We start from the raw sequence: 16,486 nt of genomic DNA, 5'->3' as shown, positions 1-16,486 counted from the left end.
ACGCGCCGTACTATCGGGACATGGCCAACGACACTCCCCCAGGCGCCACCCCGAGCGAGGACGCGGTCCGCGAAGCGCTCGCGACGGTGAACGACCCCGAGATCCACCGCCCCATCACCGAGCTGGGCATGGTCAAATCGGTGGACATCGCGGCGGACGGCGCGGTGGCGGTCGTGGTCTACCTCACGGTCTCCGGCTGTCCGATGCGCGAGACGATCACCAACAACGTGCGGGAAGCCGTCGAGCGGGTCGAGGGCGTCACCTCCGTCGCCGTCGAGCTGGACGTGATGAGCGACGAGCAGCGCAAGGAGCTGGCGGCCTCGCTGCGCGGAGGCACCGCCGAGCGCGAGGTGCCGTTCGCCCAGCCCGGTTCGCTGACCCGGGTCTACGCCGTCGCCTCCGGCAAGGGCGGCGTCGGCAAGTCGTCGGTGACCGTCAACCTCGCCGCGGCGATGGCGGCCGACGGCCTGAAGGTCGGTGTCGTGGACGCCGACATCTACGGCCACTCGGTGCCCCGCATGCTCGGCGCCGACGGCAAGCCCACCCAGGTCGAGAACATGATCATGCCGCCGTCGGCGAACGGCGTGAAGGTCATCTCGATCGGCATGTTCACCCCGGGCAACGCCCCCGTGGTCTGGCGCGGCCCGATGCTGCACCGCGCGCTCCAGCAGTTCCTGGCCGATGTGTACTGGGGCGACCTGGACGTGCTGCTGCTGGACCTGCCGCCCGGCACGGGTGACATCGCCATCTCGGTGGCCCAGCTCGTCCCGAACGCCGAGATCCTGGTCGTCACCACCCCGCAGCAGGCCGCGGCCGAGGTCGCCGAGCGGGCCGGTTCGATCGCCGTGCAGACCCACCAGAAGATCGTCGGCGTGGTCGAGAACATGTCCGGGCTGCCCTGCCCGCACTGCGACGAGATGGTCGACGTCTTCGGCACCGGCGGCGGCGAGCGGGTCGCCGAGGGCCTGACGAAGACGACCGGTACGCAGGTGCCGGTGCTCGGTGCCATCCCGATCGACGTCCGGCTGCGCGAGGGCGGCGACGAGGGCAAGCCGGTCGTGCTGACCGACCCCGACTCCCCCGCCGGTTCGGCGATCCGCACGATCGCGGGCAAGCTCGGCGGCCGGCAGCGGGGCCTGCAGGGCATGTCGCTGGGTATCACCCCGCGCAACAAGTTCTGAGAGCGCGGCGGCCGCGCGCACCGGATGACACGCGGAAGGGGCGGGCCCGTGCGGGCCCGCCCCTTCCGCGTGTGCCGTTCAGCTCTTTCCTGCGCTGCCGTTCAGCTCATTTCGTGCGCTGCCGCTCAGCCCTCGTACTCGGCCAGATCCTTGATCACCGAGAAGCCCAGCCCGTACGCGCTCATCCCCCGCCCGTAGGCACCGATGTGGACGCCCGCGGATCCCTCGGCCCCCTCGCTCGCCGAGCCGGCCAGGACCCAGCCGTACTCGGACTCGCGGTAGGCGAAGGACGTCGGCACGCCGTCCACCGGCAGCATCAGCTCGCTCCAGCTCCCGCCGCCGAGGTCGTCGGCCAGCTCCCAGGCGAGCATCGTCTGCTGGTCCAGCCAGTCCTGGCGCAGCGTCCGGTCCATCTGGGTGGGCCAGGTGTGTGCGAGCAGGCCCGAGCCGGCGAGCCAGGCGGCCGTCGAGACCGAGGTCGCCTCCAGTACGCCGGTGCCGTCGGCGCTGCGCCGTACGGGACGGCTGGCGACCGTCACCACGACCGCGAACCGCTCGTCCTGCGGCGGTTCCACCTTGATGGTGGGCTCCTCGCCATGCCCCGTGGCGCCGTGTTCGACGGTGCCGTCCGCGGCTGCGCCGACCTGCATCAACCAGCGCGGACCGGTGAACGCCTCGTCGAGGCCGTACCACGGGAACGCGGCCAGCAGATAGCCGTCGACCTTCCGGCCGGCCTCCGCGGACACCCCTTGTGCCGCTGTCCGACTCGTCGTCTCCATCTGCGCGGAGCCTCCTTGTTGCCCTGCGTCGTGGGCGGCCCGCCCCCCTCAGGCGACCGAACCCCGGACACCCGGAGCATAGCCATAGGCGTCAACACAGCCGGTCATACCGGTGTGTGTCAGGTGGCGTCGGCGTCGAACGGCGGACGCTCGTCCGGCTGAGGGCTTCCGGTCTTCTTCACCAGGTCAGGGCGCCCGGCGGAGGCGGCCGGGGACTCCTTGGACAGGCTGGGACCTGCCCCGTTCGAGGGCGTGGCGGAAGAGGCGCTGTCGTGGCCGTGGACGGCGTCGGTGACCTCGGCCATCTCCTTCTTCAGGTCGAAGCCGTTACGGATCTCCTGGAGGTCCTTGAGGCCGTACTCGTCCTTGTCCAGGACATGCTTGCGCACGAAGTTCTTGGGCTTGAGGTCCTCGAACTCGAAGTCCTTGAAGTCCGGCCCGAGCTCGCTGCGGATGTCTTCCTTGGCGCTGTCGGAGAACGCCCGCACCTTGCGGATGAAGCCCATGACGTCCTGGATGACCTTGGGCAGCTTGTCCGGACCGAAGATGAGCACCGCCAGGATCACGAGCGCCACCAGCTCGAGGGGTCCTATATCGAAGAACACCTAGCAGCTCCTTGGGTAATCCGCGGCCTTCGTCGGCCTATGGGCCAGGCCGCCTATCACGGTACCTGGCCCCGTACGTCGGGCGGGAGTCGCCCGTACCAACACCATGCAAACGATCAACCCGTGCTGGAGGAACCCAGGCTGAGCCGTACGGAGCGGTCCTTGCCGCCCCGCAGGAGGGTGAGCACCAGCGTGTCGCCGGGCCGGTGGCTGCGGATCTTGACGATCAGTTCCTCACCGCTGTGCACCGGGGCACCGTCCACCTTGGTGATCACATCGCCGGCCTTGATCCCGGCCTTGGCGCCGGGGCCGTCCGGGATGACCGACGGCTTGCCGCTCTTGCTGTGCTCGCTGACCCGCGCCCCGTCGCCGGCGTACTCCATCTCCAGGGTCACGCCGATCACCGGATGGGTCGCCCGGCCGGTGTTGATCAGTTCCTCGGCCACCCGCTTGGCCTGGTTGATCGGTATGGCGAAGCCGAGCCCTATGCTGCCGCCCTGGGAACCGCCGGCCGAGCCGCTGCCGCCGTCGGCCGCCCGGATGGCGCTGTTGATGCCGATCACCCGGGCCTTGGCGTCCACCAGCGGGCCGCCGGAGTTACCGGGGTTGATGGGCGCATCGGTCTGCAGCGCGTCCACGTACGAGACATCGCTGCCGTCGCCCTTCTCGCCGCCCGCGGTGATCGGACGCTGCTTGGCGCTGATGATCCCCGAGGTGACGGTGTTGGCGAGGTCGAAGGGTGCGCCGATCGCCACCACCGGGTCACCGACCTGCACGGAGTCGGAGTTGCCGAGGGTGAGCGGACGCAGTCCCGTGACGCCCTCCACCTGGACGACGGCGAGGTCATAGCCGCCGTCCTGGCCGACGACCCTGGCCTTCGCCGTCTGGCCGCCGCTGAAGGTCACCGAGATCTCGCCACCGTTGCCGGCCGGCTGGACGACATGGTTGTTGGTGAGGATGTGGCCCTGGTGGTCGAGGACGAAGCCGGTGCCGGTGCCCTGCTCGGCGCTGCCCCGCACACGGATCGTGACGACGCCGGGCAGCGCGGTGTGCGCGATCCCGGCGACGCTGTCGGGCCTGCGGCCCCCCTCGTCATCGGCGGATTGCGGCAGCCGGATGTCGCTGATCCCGCCGTAGCGCTCGACATACGCGCCGATGCCGCCGCCGATGCCGCCCGCGAGCAGCGCCAGCGCCACCGCGCCGGCGACCAGCGGCCCGCGCCGACGGCGCCGGTCGTGCGGCGACAGGGCGAGGGGGCCGCCCTGCAGGGGGGCGCGCCACGGGTCGTAGTGCTGCCAGGCGCCGTGGGGGGCCGGGTGCCGGCCCTGGGGAGCCGCCGGGGGCCGGCCCTGGGCGGAGGACGGTCCGTGGTCGGCGGGCAGGCCGGGGTAGGGCTGCGGCTGGGGTGCGTCGGGGTGCTGGGGGACGACGGGCTGTGCTGCCTCGGGCTGCTGTGCGTCGGCGCGGGGGGTGGCACCCGGAGCGGAAGAGGGCCGCGGGGGGCCGGACTTCTGGAGTCCCGGGTGGGAGGCGCGCGGCTCGGCGGGCGGGGCACCGTACGGGGGGAGCGGCGCGGTGGTCGGCGGGAGGGTGGTGCCGTGCGCGGGGGTGGCCACCGGCCGCTGAACGGGCGGTGCGGGCGCCCACGGCCCGGGACCGCCGTACGGAGGGGTGCCGTACGGGTCCTCGGCGTGCATCGGCTGCTGCCGCGGCGTTGTGGCGCTCGGGGTTCCGGATGCGGGAGTCCCGGACGCGGGAGTACCGGACGCGGGAGTCCCGGCGGCGGGCGTCCCGGAAGCCGGAGCGGGGGCTGTCGCCGTGGTCGTCGCCGTGGTCGTCGTGGTCGTGGCCGCTTCGTCCGGGGTCTCGTCCGGCCGTGGCAGCTTCTCGTCCCGCGCGGCACCGGCCACCCGGCCGAGCGCCATGGTCGCCGGGGCCGGTCGCGCACCGCTCGTACCGGCGCCGGGGGCCCCGGCCGCCTCCTCGCGCGTCCGGTCCGGGGCTGCCGTTCCGCGTGCCACCGTCAACTCATCGGCCGCGGCGTCCACTCCGGGACTCCCGGTGCTCCCGGTGCTCCCGGTGCTCCCGGGGCTCCCGGTGCTCCCGGTGCTCCCGGTGCTCCCGGTGCTCCCGGAAGGAGACTCCGACGGTATGCCCGCCCCCGAGCCCTCGCGCGGCTCCGGCGGACGGACGATCCAGTCCTGTGCCCCCTGCGCCTCGGGAGTGCCGGACGCGTCGGATGCGCCGGACGCTTCGGACGCCGGGCCGCCCGCAGCGCCGCCCGCCGTGTCGCCCGCAGCGTCGGCCGCCGTGCCGTCGGCGGGCCGCACCGCCTGCGGACCGGCCCCGGCGGACGGTTCGGTGCGCGGGGTGTCTCCCGGGCGGCTCCACCACTTCAGCTTCGGCCCGGCGGCCTTACCGTCGTCCATGCTCTCCCCAGAATTCGCCCGCGCACCTGCGCGGGCCACCACCACCTCGCGGTACGCGCCCGGTCAGGGGTGCGCCGCCCACAGGGATTCAACCAGTTCCCCGCGGGGCTGCGCAGGAGACGGTCAGTGCTGGGCCGGGGTTGAGCCAGAGACGGAGGGGGCTGCCGCGACCGCGGAACCGGTCAGCGGGCGCATGGGCTCCAGGGGTGGGAGCGCGGGCGGGTTCTTCCGCACAGCGGCGGCGCCGGTGCCGGCGACCAGGGGCGCGAGGTAGGACGCCGAGGCCGGACCCGTCGCGGCTATCAGGGGCGACAGGCCGAAGCGGCCGGCCTGGGCGGATGCCGGCGCCGGGGACTGCGGGGAGGGGGGTGCCGTGGTGGGGCCGTACAGGGTCATGGCGCTGGGGGCCGGCGCCATGGTCGGGCCCCCGGAGGGCTGCCAGGGACCGGAGCGGGAATTCTTGGCGGGAAACTTCTCACCACGCAGAAGAGCGCCGGCGTCGGCCGCCGGGCTGACGCTGAGCGGGGTGACGGCCGTGCCGCCGCCGTCGACGCGTCCGCCGGGCAGATCGACCGCCGCCTCCAGCGGGAGGGCGCCGCCCAGCGCGAAGGCCGCGAGGGAGACCGCACCGGCCGCCGCGAAGGCGAACCGGCGCCGCTGCGCGGGCCGGTAGCTCTCCTGCAGCCGGAAGCCGCGCCCCCGGGGCTGCAAGGGGACCGCCGCCATGGCATGGCCGGAGTGGCTGTCGGAGGGGACATAGCGGAACGCGTCACCGCCGCGGATGAACTCGCCACGCCGTGCGAACTCGCCACGTCCGAATCCGCCGCGTCCGAACTCACCGCGCCCGAAACTGCCGTTGCCGAGCCTGCTGCCGTTGCCGAGGCGGCTGCCGGGACCTTCCGTAGCGCCACCGGGCAGTTGCTGCAGTCGTGCCAGCAGCCCCTCGGAAGGACCGGGGGGTGCCGTCTCGGCGAATACGCTTTTCAGCCGACGCTGGGCGTCGGCTTCTGCCTTGCACCGTCCGCATGTCGCAAGATGCGCGAGCACCCGCTCGCGTGCGTCATGCCCCAACTCGCCGTCGACCAGGGCCGCGAGGCGGTCGCCGAGATGCTGCTCGGCGGGGGACGGACCGCCACTGCCGCTCACGCGATTCCGACCTCCCCCGTGGGCACCACGGCCAACGACCGCCGCTGCTCACGCTCTTCGGCGCGAGTGGCCGGGGCGCGGTGCTTGAGGGCCTTGCGCAGGTGGGAGCGGCCACGGTGGATCCGGCTGCGGACCGTGCCGAGCTTGACACCGAGCGTGGCGGCGATCTCCTCGTACGACAGCCCCTCGATGTCACACAGGACGACGGCGGCCCGGAACTCGGGCGCAAGGGTGTCCAGCGCCTGCTGCACATCGGCGTCGAAATGGGTGTCGTTGAAGACCTGCTGGGGCGAGGGCTCGCGGCTGGGCAGCCGCTCGGCGGCGTCGTCACCGAGCGCGTCGAAGCGGATGCGCTGACGGCGGCGGACCATGTCCAGGAAGAGGTTGGTGGTGATCCGGTGCAGCCAGCCCTCGAAGGTGCCGGGGGTGTACGTCGACAGCGAGCGGAAGACGCGGACGAACACCTCCTGGGTGAGGTCTTCGGCGTCGTGTTGATTGCCGGTGAGGCGGTAGGCGAGGCGGTAGACCCGTGCACTGTGGGTGCTGACGATCTCCTCCCAGCTGGGCGGAGTCCACGCCTGCGCATCCGCGTCTGCGGCAAAGGTCGCGGTGGTTGCGGAGTCGGCGACGGGGGCCCCTCCCTTGGCCTTCGGGCCATGGAGGCGGGAACGGTCAGCAGTGTCTGTCACGGATTTCGGCTCGACGAACGACCTTTTCAAGCGCCTCAGCACCCCTCGGTCACCCGCCGCAGCCGCACCTCCCCTGGTGGCTCTGGTGGTGTCCAGTAGAGCCCCTACCATATCCACCTCGCCCGTTAGCTCCGGATAAGCAGTTTTGACCTGCATTTGGTCCTGCTTCTGTTCATGATGCGTGTCTCGCGCGGTCTTCACCGGTGCATCCCCCCGTCATCCCCTTCCCGTCCTTAACGTCCAGTCCCATCTGCGGGTTCCCGGACGCAGCGGATACAGTCACGGTTGCGTCAACTACGGGGACAGGAGAGGGCCATTACCGGCAACCGGCAGACGAGCTTGGCTTTCGCCGAGGCGTACGGCGCCGGGACCATCGACGACAGCGCCGAGACCGCCCTGGGGTGGTCCCGCGACTGCGCGCGCGAAGCCGGCATCCGTACGGTGACGAGCGGCACCGGCGCGGCCCTCCGCCTGCTCGCGGCCGCCGTCGACGCCAAGGCGGTCGCCGAGATCGGCACCGGCACGGGCGTGTCGGGCATCTACCTCCTGCACGGCATGCGGCCCGACGGGGTGCTGACCACCGTGGATCTCGAACCGGAGCGGCAGGCCTTCGCCAAGCAGGCGTTCCGTGCGGCCGGCTTCGCCGGGAACCGCGCCCGCTTCATCCCGGGCCGTGCGCTGGACGTCCTGCCCCGCCTCGCGGACGGCGGCTACGACCTCGTGTTCTGCGACGGCGACCTCATGGAGTGCCTGGAATACCTCGCTGAATCGTTGCGGCTGCTGCGCCCCGGCGGCCTGGTCTGCTTCGAGGGCGTCTTCGCCGACGGCCGGACGGTCGACTCGTCGCTGCAGCCCGCCGAAGTACTGCGGCTGCGGGAGCTGCTGCGGGCCATCCGGGAGAGCACCACGCTGGTACCGGCCCTGCTGCCGGTCGGCGACGGCCTGCTGTGCGCGGTCAAGCGCGGCTGACCGGCCCCGGCCTCCCGGCCGCCACCGGCCGCAGGTCACAGGCCCGGCCCCTGACCCCGGCCCTGGCCCCGGCCCCGGCCCTGACCTCGACCCCGACCCGGGCACCGGCCTCGGGACATGCAAACGGCCCCGGCACATGGCGCGCCTTGGCGCGTGCCACATGCCGGGGCCGGGGTAGTCGGCTGGGGATACCGGGGTCAGCCCCGGGAAACCGCCGGTTGCGCCGCCCTTGTCAGACGGTGACCTTGTCCAGGGCCTCACCCAGGGCCTTGGCTTCGTCGGGGGTCAGCTCGACGACGAGCCGCCCGCCGCCTTCGAGCGGAACGCGCATGACGATGCCCCGCCCCTCCTTGGTCACCTCGAGCGGGCCGTCGCCCGTCCGCGGCTTCATGGCCGCCATGCTCGTTCCCCTTCCTGAAACCAGCTCAATCAAGCTCATCTCAGCCGACGGCCCGGATAGGCACGTGTCACCGGCATCGAACAGATTGCTTCCAGGCCATTATCCCGCATCGAACGACCCGATGACCAACATCGGGCCGCATCCCTTCGGCAACGCGCTCTCGCAAACCCCCTCAATTCGGTGAGGTGGCTGCAATACTTCTCCGCCCGCCGACCTCCGACGCGCCCGCAATCTTTGATGTACGTCACATGCCGAGGCCCGATGATCTCCGGCATCCTGAGCGCTGGCTGCCGCTGACGAGCAGTCCGAGCCGCGACGGAGGGGATTCCCACTATGGCCGACACCGTGCTCTACGACGTGACCGACGGACTCGCGACGATCACTCTCAACCGCCCCGACGCGATGAACGCGCTGAATATCGAGGCGAAGGTCCTGCTGCGGGACACCCTGAAGGAGGCCGCCGCCGATCCCGCCGTACGCGCCGTTCTGCTGACCGCCACCGGGCGCGCCTTCTGCGTCGGGCAGGACCTCAAGGAGCACATCGGGCTGCTGGCCGAGGACCGGGCCACCGGCTCCGGCGGCACCATGAACACCGTGCGTGAGCACTACAACCCCATCGTGACGGCGCTGACCGAGATGCCCAAGCCCGTGGTCGCGGGGGTCAACGGGGTCGCCGCGGGCGCCGGTGCGGGCTTCGCCATGGCCGCCGACTACCGCGTGGTCGCCGACACCGCCTCCTTCAACACCTCCTTCGCGGGCGTCGCGCTGACCGCCGACTCCGGGGTGTCCTGGACGCTGCCGCGGCTGATCGGCCACGGCCGGGCCGCCGAGCTGCTGCTCTTCCCGCGCAACGTCAGCGCCCAGGAGGCCTACGACCTGGGCATCGCCAACAAGGTGGTGCCGGCCGACGAGCTGGCCGCGACCGCCGCGTCCGTCGCCCGCCGGCTGGCCCAGGGGCCGACCGCCGCCTATGCCGCGATCAAGGAGTCGCTGGCCTACGGGGCGGGGCACTCGCTCGCCGAAACCCTCGGCAAGGAGGACGAGCTGCAGGGCCGGGCGGGGGCGTCGGAGGACCACGCGATCGCGGTCGAGGCGTTCGTGAAGAAGGAGAAGCCGGTCTTCCTGGGTCGCTGACCCGGCGTCGGTGACCGGGAGTCGGCGCCCCGGCATCGGCGACCCGGCGTCGACGACCCGGTGCGGCCGGCCAGGCTCCCGGCGAACCGGCCCCGTCGGCCCCGGCCGGCTCTCCGGCGCTTCCGACCGGCGGCCCGTGCCGTCCCGGGCCGGGTCAGCCGGCCGCCGCCGCTTCCACGGCCCGGCGGACATGGCAGTCCGCCAGATGGTCGTTGACCAGGCCGCACGCCTGCATCATCGCGTAGGCGGTGGTCGGGCCGACGAAGCGGAAGCCGCGCTTCTTGAGGTCCTTGGCGAGCGCCGTCGACTCCGGTGTCACCGGCTGCAGATCGCTCACGGTCCGCGGCACCGGCCGGCCGGCCCGGTCGGGGGCGTAGGACCAGATCAGCTCGTCGAGCTCGCCCGCGGCCAGCTCGGCGGCGATCCTGGCGTTGCCGATCGTCGCGGCGATCTTGGCGCGGTTGCGGATGATGCCCGGGTCGGCGAGCAGCCGCTCGGCGTCCGCGTCCGTGAACCGCGCCACCTCGGCGATCCGGAAACCGGCGAACGCGGCGCGGAATCCGGGGCGGCGGCGCAGGATCGTGATCCAGGAGAGCCCGGACTGGAAGGCCTCCAGGCTCATCCGCTCGAAGAGGGCGTCATCGCCGTGGACCGGCAGGCCCCATTCGGTGTCGTGGTAGGCGCGGTAGTCGGCCATCTGCGCCGACTCCATCCCCCACGGGCAGCGCGGGATGCCGTCCGGTTCGGTCACCACGCCGCTCATGCCCCCTCCCCGCCTTCCGGTGCCGCCCGGCTGTCTTCGGGCGGCCGCCGGTCCTTCTCCGGGGCGAGCCGCTTCTCCTCCAACGGCCCGAGCAGGGGCGGGCCGTCCTGTATCAGCCCCGGGCCGCCCATGGCGGAGGCGTGCACACCGGCCAGCGCCGTCTCCAGCTCGGCGATCCGGGCATCGCGCTCGGCCAGCTCGGCGCCCAGGCGGTCCAGGACGTCGTCGACCTCGTTCATCCGGTATCCACGGACGGTCACCGGAAAGCGCACGGCTTCCACATCGGCGCGGGCCACCGGGCGGTCTTCCGGCAGCGGGTCGTACAGCCGGTCCGGCTCGGCATCCCGCAGCCCACCGCCGTCACCGCCGCCGACGACCACGAGGGTGACGGCTGCCACCACCACGACCATCGCGATCAGCAAGAACCAGAACACGACCAACTCCCCGGACTATGTGCCTGCACTGATCGTGCCATGCGGGTGTGACAGTTAGGGTCGCTCCCGGACCACGGAGAGGGAGTGCGGGAATGCTGCGGCTGGGGAATCGCGAGTTCGGGGCGCACGAGCCGGTGATCATGGCGATCGTCAACAGGACGCCGGACTCGTTCTACGACCAGGGCGCCACGTTCCGTGACGAACCCGCGCTGGCCCGCGTGGAACAGGCGGTGGCCGACGGTGCCGCGATCATCGACATCGGCGGCGTCAAGGCCGGCCCCGGCGAGGAGGTCAGCGCCGAGGAGGAGGCCCGCCGCACGGTCGGGTTCGTGGCCGAGGTCCGCAAGCGCTTCCCCGATGTGGTGATCAGCGTCGACACCTGGCGCCACGAGGTCGGCGAGGCGGTGTGCGAGGCCGGCGCGGATCTGCTCAACGACGCCTGGGGCGGGGCCGATCCGCGGCTCGCCGAGGTCGCGGCGCGCCACGACGTGGGCCTGGTGTGCACGCACGCGGGCGGCGCCGAGCCGCGTACCCGCCCGCACCGGGTGACCTATGACGACGTGATGGACGACATCCTGCGGGTGACGCTCGGCCTCGCGGAGCGGGCCGTGGAGCTGGGTGTCCGGCGCGACGCGATCATGATCGATCCGGGGCACGACTTCGGGAAGAACACCCGGCACAGCCTGGAGGCGACCCGCCGGCTGGACGAGATGGCACGGGCCGTTCCCCGGGAGCTCGGCTTCGCCGGGGCCGGGGATACGCCCTTCCCGGTGCTGGTCTCGCTGTCCAACAAGGACTTCGTCGGCGAGACCCTGGACCGGCCGGTCAAGGAACGGGTGCTCGGCACCCTCGCGACCACCGCCGTTTCGGCCTGGCTGGGCGCCCGGGTCTACCGGGTCCACGAGGTCGCCGAGACCCGGCAGGTGCTGGACATGGTGGCCTCGATCGCCGGCCACCGGCCCCCGGCGGTCGCCCGCCGGGGACTGGCCTGAGCGATCCGGGCCGGGCGGAAGCGGCGAACCCGCCTCAGATCCCGACCTCCTTGGTCACCAGTGTGATCGCCTCGTCCACGTCGTCGCTGAGGTGGAAGAGCTCCAGATCGTGCATCGACGCCTTGCCCTCGGCGATGAGGGTGTCGCGCAGCCAGTCGACCAGTCCGCTCCAGTAGGACGTGCCGAACAGCACGATCGGGAAGCGGGTGACCTTACGGGTCTGGACGAGGGTGAGCGCTTCGAAGAGCTCGTCGAGGGTGCCGAGCCCACCGGGGAGCACCACGAACCCGCGGGCATACTTCACAAAACACGTCTTGCGGACGAAGAAGTAGCGGAAGTCGACGCCGAGGTTCACGTACTCGTTCATGCCCTGCTCGAAGGGCAGCTCGATGCCCAGCCCGACGGAGGTGCCACCGGCCTCGTTGGCGCCCTTGTTGGCGGCCTCCATGGCACCGGGGCCACCACCGGTGATCACCGCGAAACCGGCGTCGACCAGGGCCCGGCCGATCCGCACGCCGGCGTCGTACTCCTTGGAGTCACGCGGCGTACGGGCGGAGCCGAAGACGCTGACGGCCGGGCCCAGCTCGGCCAGCGCGCCGAAGCCCTCGACGAACTCCGACTGAATGCGCATCACGCGCCAGGGGTCGGTGTGCACCCACTCGGAGGGGCCTTCGGAGTCCAGCAGACGCTGGTCCGTGGTGCCGGTCCGCACCTGGTCCTGGCGGCGCAGTACGGGACCCAGCCGCTGCTCCTCGGGGACCGGTGCTCCCTCGGGACTGGCCATGTCGTGCTCCCTCCGCTGGCAGATCGTTTGCCGTTTCAGCGTAGATCCGCGGACGTGAAGCGCAGGGGAATTCGGTGCGGAGGCGTGCGACCGGGCCGGTCCGGGGTGGGCGGCGGGCAGTCAGGCGGTCAGGCGGTCAGCCAGTCGCGCAGCCGCTCCTCGCAGTGGAGGATGCGGTCGATTTCGACCCGTTCGTCCTTCTTGTGCGCCAGCAGCGAGTAGCCGGGGCCGTAGTTGACGGCCGGTACGCCCAGAGCGCTGAAGCGCGAGACATCGGTCCAGCCGAACTTGGGCATCGCACTGCCGCCGACGGACTCCATGAAGGCCCTGGCCGCCGGGTGGGACAGTCCGGGCAGCGCGCCCGGGGAGTGGTCGTCGACGACGAACTCGTCCACCGGGCAGTCGGCGAAGACCTCGCGCACATGGGCCAGCGCCTCGTCGGGGGTGCGGTCCGGCGCGTAGCGGAAGTTCACGGTGACCGTGCAGGCGTCGGGGATGACGTTGTTGGCGACGCCGCCCTCGACGCGCACGGCGTTGAGGCCTTCGCGGTATTCGAGGCCGTCGATGACCGGGCGGCGCGGCTCGTAGGCGGCGAGCTTGGCCAGGATCGGCGCGGCGGCGTGGATCGCGTTGTCGCCCATCCAGCTGCGGGCGGAGTGCGCGCGCTCACCGGTGGTGCGCAGCAGGACCCGCAGGGTGCCCTGGCAGCCGCCCTCCACCTGACCGTCGGAGGGCTCCAGGAGGACGGCGAAGTCACCGGCGAGCCAGTCGGGGTGGGCGTCGGCGACATGGCCGAGCCCGTTGAGGTGCGCGGCGACCTCTTCCTGGTCGTAGAAGACGAAGGTCAGGTCGCGGTTGGGCACCGGGACCGTGGCGGCCATCCGCAGCTGGACGGCGACGCCGGACTTCATGTCGCAGGTGCCGCAGCCCCACAGGACGCCGTTCTCGTCCAGCCGGGAGGGGACGTTCTCGGCGATCGGCACGGTGTCGAGGTGCCCGGCGAGCACCACCCGCTCGTCGCGGCCCAGCTGGGTGCGGGCCACCACGTTGTTGCCGTGGCGGTCGACGGTCAGGTGCCCGAGGTCGCGCAGGGCGTGCTCGACGGCGTCGGCGAGGTCCTTCTCGTTGCCGCTCTCGGAAGGGAAGTCGACGAGCTGCGCGGTGAGCGCGGCGGCGTCGAGCGACAGGTCGAGGGCGGGGTGGTCTGTGCGGCGCTCCATGGATCCGACCCTATCCGCAGCACTCCAGTACGGTAGGCGCGTGTCCGCGCAGCCCTCGCCCTCCGTCCGCCGCACCCGCCCGTGGCGCATCGCCGTGGCCGTCGCCGTACTGATCGGACTGGCCTGCTATCTCGCGGTGCAGTACATCACCGGCGGCCCGGGGGCACCGCGCTGCACGGTGCGCGGCGCGGGCGACGCCGAGGCCTACGAGCTCTCCCCCGAGCAGGCCGCGAACGCCGCGACGATCGCGGCCGTGGCGTCCTCGCGCGGGCTGCCGGAGCGGGCGGTGACCATCGCGCTGGCGACCGCGATGCAGGAGTCGGGGCTGCGCAATATCGAGTTCGGCGACCGGGATTCGGTCGGGCTCTTCCAGCAGCGGCCGTCGCAGGACTGGGGCACCGTGCAGAAGATCATGGATCCGGTCTACTCGGCCGGGGAGTTCTACCGGCATCTGGAGAATGTGCCCGGCTACTCCCGGCTGCCGCTGACCGTCGCCGCACAGAGGGTGCAGCACAGCGGCTATCCGCAGGCCTACGCCAAACACGAGGCGAACGCCGCGCAGTTGACCGGGGCGCTCACCGGCCGCGACGAGGGTGCGATGACCTGCACCGAGAGCCGCCCGGTGGACAGCAGGGCGGGCGGCGCGGCGAAGGTGCGGGAGAAGCTGCTGCGGGAGTTCGGCCCCCGGGTGCTGCCGCGGGCGGGCGCCGGCGGGAGCGCCGCGGGCGAGGGGCGCGGGGTGACGATACCGGTGCGGGCGGCCGGCGCGATGGCCGTGGGCGATACCCCGCGGCGCGGCTGGGAGCTGGCGACGTGGGCGATGGCGCACTCCGCCGAGCTGCACATCGAACAGATCTCTTACGCCGGCCGGACGTGGACCGCGGCCGATTCGGGGAAGGGCTGGCAGCAGAAGCCGGCCGCTTCCGCGGCGGCCGCGCGCGACGTTCGTATCATCACCGAGCAATAGTTTGCCGGGTCCCCCGGGAGGGGCACGGGCAGCAATGCGCTGATTTCACAAGGGAGTTGGCCCAGCGCTTTCGCGCACCCCGCCAATCCCCTTGCACGCAAAGGGCCGTGACGTTTCCGCAGCCCCTCGGGTCCGGCGCATATTGCCCTTCTTTATCCAGGCCCGATTATGTGACGCGTTACCAACTCTTTACCGGAGTTCACCGCAACCTTCGGGGTTCTGACGCGGTAGTCAGTGCGTCCGCCAGGCGGATATGGCACATCTGTCAGAAGTACGAGTCCTTCTCCGTAAAAGGAGCACCATGTCCCATCCCGTTACGCGTCGGATCGCCCGAGCCGCCCTGCTCGTTGCAGCGGGTGCCGCTCCCGTGGTCGCTGCGGCCGGCTCCGCGAGCGCCGCGGATCTGCCCGCCAAGACACTCGGCGGGCTGACGGCGCCCCTGGACTCCCAGCACACCAGCCGGACCCTGGACCACACCGCGCGCCACGGCGTCGGCCTGGTGAACGAGGCCGGTAACAAGGCGGCGGCGAAGCTCGCCCCGGCGCTCGTGGAGACCGCCGGCCCGGTCGTGAAGAAGGCCATGCCGGTCACCCAGGGTGCCGCCGACAAGGCGGAGGGCATGGTCCGCCCGATCGCCAAGCACGGCGTCTCGACCAACACGCTGCCGCTCGAGGTGGCCAAGGGCCTGGTCGGGTCGTCCAAGGGCCTGCTCGCCCCGGCTCAGGGCCTGCTCGGCGGCCTTCCGCTCGGCGGCCGCTGACCGGTCCGTCCGCCCGCAGACGCGCAGGGGCCCGGGGAGTTCGCTCTCCCCGGGCCCCTGCGCGTGGTCGGACGCGGCTCAACCGGCCAGCCGGCGCACCGCGGCGGCCACCCGCTCGTCGGTGGCGGTGAAGGCGATCCGTACGAACCGCTCCCCCGCCACGCCGTAGAAGTCGCCGGGGGCGACGAGGATGCCGCGCTTGGCGAGGTCGCCGACGGTGTCCCAGCAGGACTCGTCGCGGGTAGCCCAGAGGTAGAGCGAGGCCTCGCTGTGCTCGATGCGGAAGCCCGCGGCCTCGAAGGCGTCGCGCAGTGCGGTACGGCGGCGGGCGTAGCGCTCGCGCTGCTCGGCGACATGGGCGGTGTCGCCCAGCGCCGCGACGGTGGCGGCCTGCACCGGCGCCGCGATCATCATGCCGCCGTGCTTGCGGATCTGCAGCAGGTCGCCGAGGACCGCGGCGTCGCCGATGAGGAAGGCGGAGCGGTAGCCGGCGAGGTTGGAGCGCTTGGAGAGGGAGTGGACGGCGACGAGGCCGTCGTGGGAGCCACCGCAGACGTCCGGGTGCAGCACGGAGACCGGGTCGGCCTCCCAGCCCAGCTCCAGGTAGCACTCGTCGCTGACGACCAGCACCCCGTGCTCGCGTGCCCAGGCGACGGCGCGGCGCAGCTCGTCGGCGCCGAGCACCCGGCCGGTCGGGTTGGACGGCGAGTTCAGCCAGAGCAGCTTCAGACCACTGGGGTCCAGCTCCCAGGGCTCGTCATAGACGACCGGCTCGGCCCCGGCCAGGCGGGCGCCGACCTCGTACGTCGGGTAGGCCAGGCGCGGGTAGGCGACCTTGTCGCCGGGGCCCAGGCCCAGCTGGGTCGGCAGCCAGGCCACCAGCTCCTTGGAGCCGACGACCGGCAGCACGTTGGTGTGCTCCAGCCCCCGGGCGCCGAGGCGGTCGGCCGCCCAGCCGGTGAGCGCGTCACGCAGCGCGGCCGTCCCCCACACCGTCGGATAGCCGGGGCTGTCGGCCGCCGCGGTCAGTGCCTGCTGGACCAGCGCGGGGACCGGGTCGACCGGGGTGCCGACGGACAGGTCGACGATGCCGTCGGCGTGTGCGGCGGCGGTGGCCTTGTACGGCTCCAGCCGGTCCCAGGGGAAGTCCGGAAGACGGTCGCGGAGCGACGCCCTGGAAGGGTGGGGGGACGGTGCTGCGCCCACGGTGCTCTCTTTCTCAGTGGTGCCGGGA

Annotated in this window: 17 protein-coding genes; 6 read left to right on the top strand and 11 right to left on the bottom strand. The window is 72.3% G+C overall.

Features of this window, described 5'->3' with window-relative positions; all coding sequences use genetic code 11:
* Positions 1-20 precede the first annotated feature (20 nt).
* Positions 21-1,181, top strand: a complete 1,161-nt coding sequence (locus ABZ851_RS09900) for a P-loop NTPase (RefSeq protein WP_361124492.1) — start codon at positions 21-23, stop codon at positions 1,179-1,181.
* Positions 1,182-1,306: 125 nt separating this feature from the next.
* Here ABZ851_RS09900 and ABZ851_RS09895 read toward each other — a convergent pair whose 3' ends face one another.
* From ABZ851_RS09895 to sigE, 5 genes are all read right to left on the bottom strand, one after another.
* Positions 1,307-1,960 (bottom strand): hypothetical protein, encoded by a 654-nt coding sequence (locus ABZ851_RS09895; protein WP_361124490.1) that lies wholly within the window; start codon positions 1,958-1,960, stop codon positions 1,307-1,309.
* Positions 1,961-2,079: 119 nt separating this feature from the next.
* Positions 2,080-2,565 (bottom strand): sec-independent translocase, encoded by a 486-nt coding sequence (locus ABZ851_RS09890; RefSeq protein WP_336053185.1) that lies wholly within the window; start codon positions 2,563-2,565, stop codon positions 2,080-2,082.
* Between the two features lie 116 nt (positions 2,566-2,681).
* Positions 2,682-4,994 carry a trypsin-like peptidase domain-containing protein gene (locus tag ABZ851_RS09885; protein WP_361124488.1) on the bottom strand — a complete coding sequence of 771 codons (2,313 nt, stop codon included), beginning with the start codon at positions 4,992-4,994 and terminating at the stop codon, positions 2,682-2,684.
* Positions 4,995-5,117: 123 nt separating this feature from the next.
* Positions 5,118-6,140, bottom strand: coding sequence for a zf-HC2 domain-containing protein (locus ABZ851_RS09880; protein WP_361124486.1), 1,023 nt, complete (start codon positions 6,138-6,140; stop codon positions 5,118-5,120).
* Positions 6,137-6,940 (bottom strand): RNA polymerase sigma factor SigE, encoded by an 804-nt coding sequence (gene sigE, locus ABZ851_RS09875; protein ID WP_336053179.1) that lies wholly within the window; start codon positions 6,938-6,940, stop codon positions 6,137-6,139. The genes ABZ851_RS09880 and sigE overlap by 4 nt, the downstream gene beginning before the upstream one ends.
* 174 nt (positions 6,941-7,114) lie before the next feature.
* Between sigE and ABZ851_RS09870 the strand changes: the two genes are divergently transcribed.
* Complete coding sequence (locus ABZ851_RS09870) at positions 7,115-7,798, top strand: O-methyltransferase (RefSeq protein WP_336053177.1); 684 nt, start codon at positions 7,115-7,117, stop codon at positions 7,796-7,798.
* A gap of 232 nt (positions 7,799-8,030) precedes the next feature.
* Here ABZ851_RS09870 and ABZ851_RS09865 read toward each other — a convergent pair whose 3' ends face one another.
* Positions 8,031-8,198 (bottom strand): DUF3117 domain-containing protein, encoded by a 168-nt coding sequence (locus ABZ851_RS09865; RefSeq protein ID WP_006603288.1) that lies wholly within the window; start codon positions 8,196-8,198, stop codon positions 8,031-8,033.
* Positions 8,199-8,531: 333 nt separating this feature from the next.
* Here ABZ851_RS09865 and ABZ851_RS09860 point away from each other — a divergent pair, with 333 nt between their 5' ends.
* Entirely contained in the window at positions 8,532-9,332 is an 801-nt protein-coding gene (locus ABZ851_RS09860) for an enoyl-CoA hydratase-related protein (protein WP_361124482.1), read from the top strand.
* Positions 9,333-9,486: 154 nt separating this feature from the next.
* Here the strand turns inward: ABZ851_RS09860 and ABZ851_RS09855 are convergent, their stop codons facing one another.
* On the bottom strand, positions 9,487-10,095 hold the full coding sequence (locus ABZ851_RS09855) for a DNA-3-methyladenine glycosylase I (protein ID WP_361124480.1): 609 nt from the start codon (positions 10,093-10,095) through the stop codon (positions 9,487-9,489).
* Positions 10,092-10,529 (bottom strand): DivIVA domain-containing protein, encoded by a 438-nt coding sequence (locus ABZ851_RS09850; protein WP_361124478.1) that lies wholly within the window; start codon positions 10,527-10,529, stop codon positions 10,092-10,094. The genes ABZ851_RS09855 and ABZ851_RS09850 overlap by 4 nt, the downstream gene beginning before the upstream one ends.
* A 92-nt stretch (positions 10,530-10,621) precedes the next feature.
* On the opposite strand from ABZ851_RS09850, the gene folP reads away from it, so the two are divergent.
* The gene (gene folP, locus ABZ851_RS09845) at positions 10,622-11,521 is read left to right on the top strand and encodes a dihydropteroate synthase (protein WP_361124476.1); all 900 of its coding nucleotides are present in this window, start codon (positions 10,622-10,624) and stop codon (positions 11,519-11,521) included.
* 34 nt (positions 11,522-11,555) lie between these two features.
* Here the strand turns inward: folP and ABZ851_RS09840 are convergent, their stop codons facing one another.
* Together ABZ851_RS09840 and dapE are read right to left on the bottom strand one after the other, a co-directional pair.
* A complete protein-coding gene (locus ABZ851_RS09840) occupies positions 11,556-12,305 on the bottom strand; it encodes a TIGR00730 family Rossman fold protein (protein ID WP_336053169.1) in 750 nt (249 codons plus the stop codon).
* Between the two features lie 128 nt (positions 12,306-12,433).
* Positions 12,434-13,525: a succinyl-diaminopimelate desuccinylase gene (gene dapE / locus ABZ851_RS09835; protein ID WP_361124473.1), complete on the bottom strand. Its 1,092-nt coding sequence runs from the start codon at positions 13,523-13,525 to the stop codon at positions 12,434-12,436.
* Positions 13,526-13,565: 40 nt separating this feature from the next.
* On the opposite strand from dapE, the gene ABZ851_RS09830 reads away from it, so the two are divergent.
* Together ABZ851_RS09830 and ABZ851_RS09825 are read left to right on the top strand one after the other, a co-directional pair.
* Positions 13,566-14,492, top strand: coding sequence for a heavy metal transporter (locus ABZ851_RS09830; RefSeq protein ID WP_361124471.1), 927 nt, complete (start codon positions 13,566-13,568; stop codon positions 14,490-14,492).
* 301 nt (positions 14,493-14,793) lie between these two features.
* Entirely contained in the window at positions 14,794-15,252 is a 459-nt protein-coding gene (locus ABZ851_RS09825; protein ID WP_361124469.1) for an ATP-binding protein, read from the top strand.
* 78 nt (positions 15,253-15,330) lie between these two features.
* On the opposite strand, the gene dapC is transcribed toward ABZ851_RS09825, so the two are convergent.
* Positions 15,331-16,458 carry a succinyldiaminopimelate transaminase gene (gene dapC / locus ABZ851_RS09820; protein ID WP_361124467.1) on the bottom strand — a complete coding sequence of 376 codons (1,128 nt, stop codon included), beginning with the start codon at positions 16,456-16,458 and terminating at the stop codon, positions 15,331-15,333.
* Positions 16,459-16,486 lie beyond the last annotated feature (28 nt).

It is taken from the genome of Streptomyces sp. NPDC047049 (assembly GCF_040643995.1).
GTDB lineage: Bacteria > Actinomycetota > Actinomycetes > Streptomycetales > Streptomycetaceae > Streptomyces > Streptomyces mooreae.
This window is presented reverse-complemented; position numbering and strand designations above follow the sequence as displayed.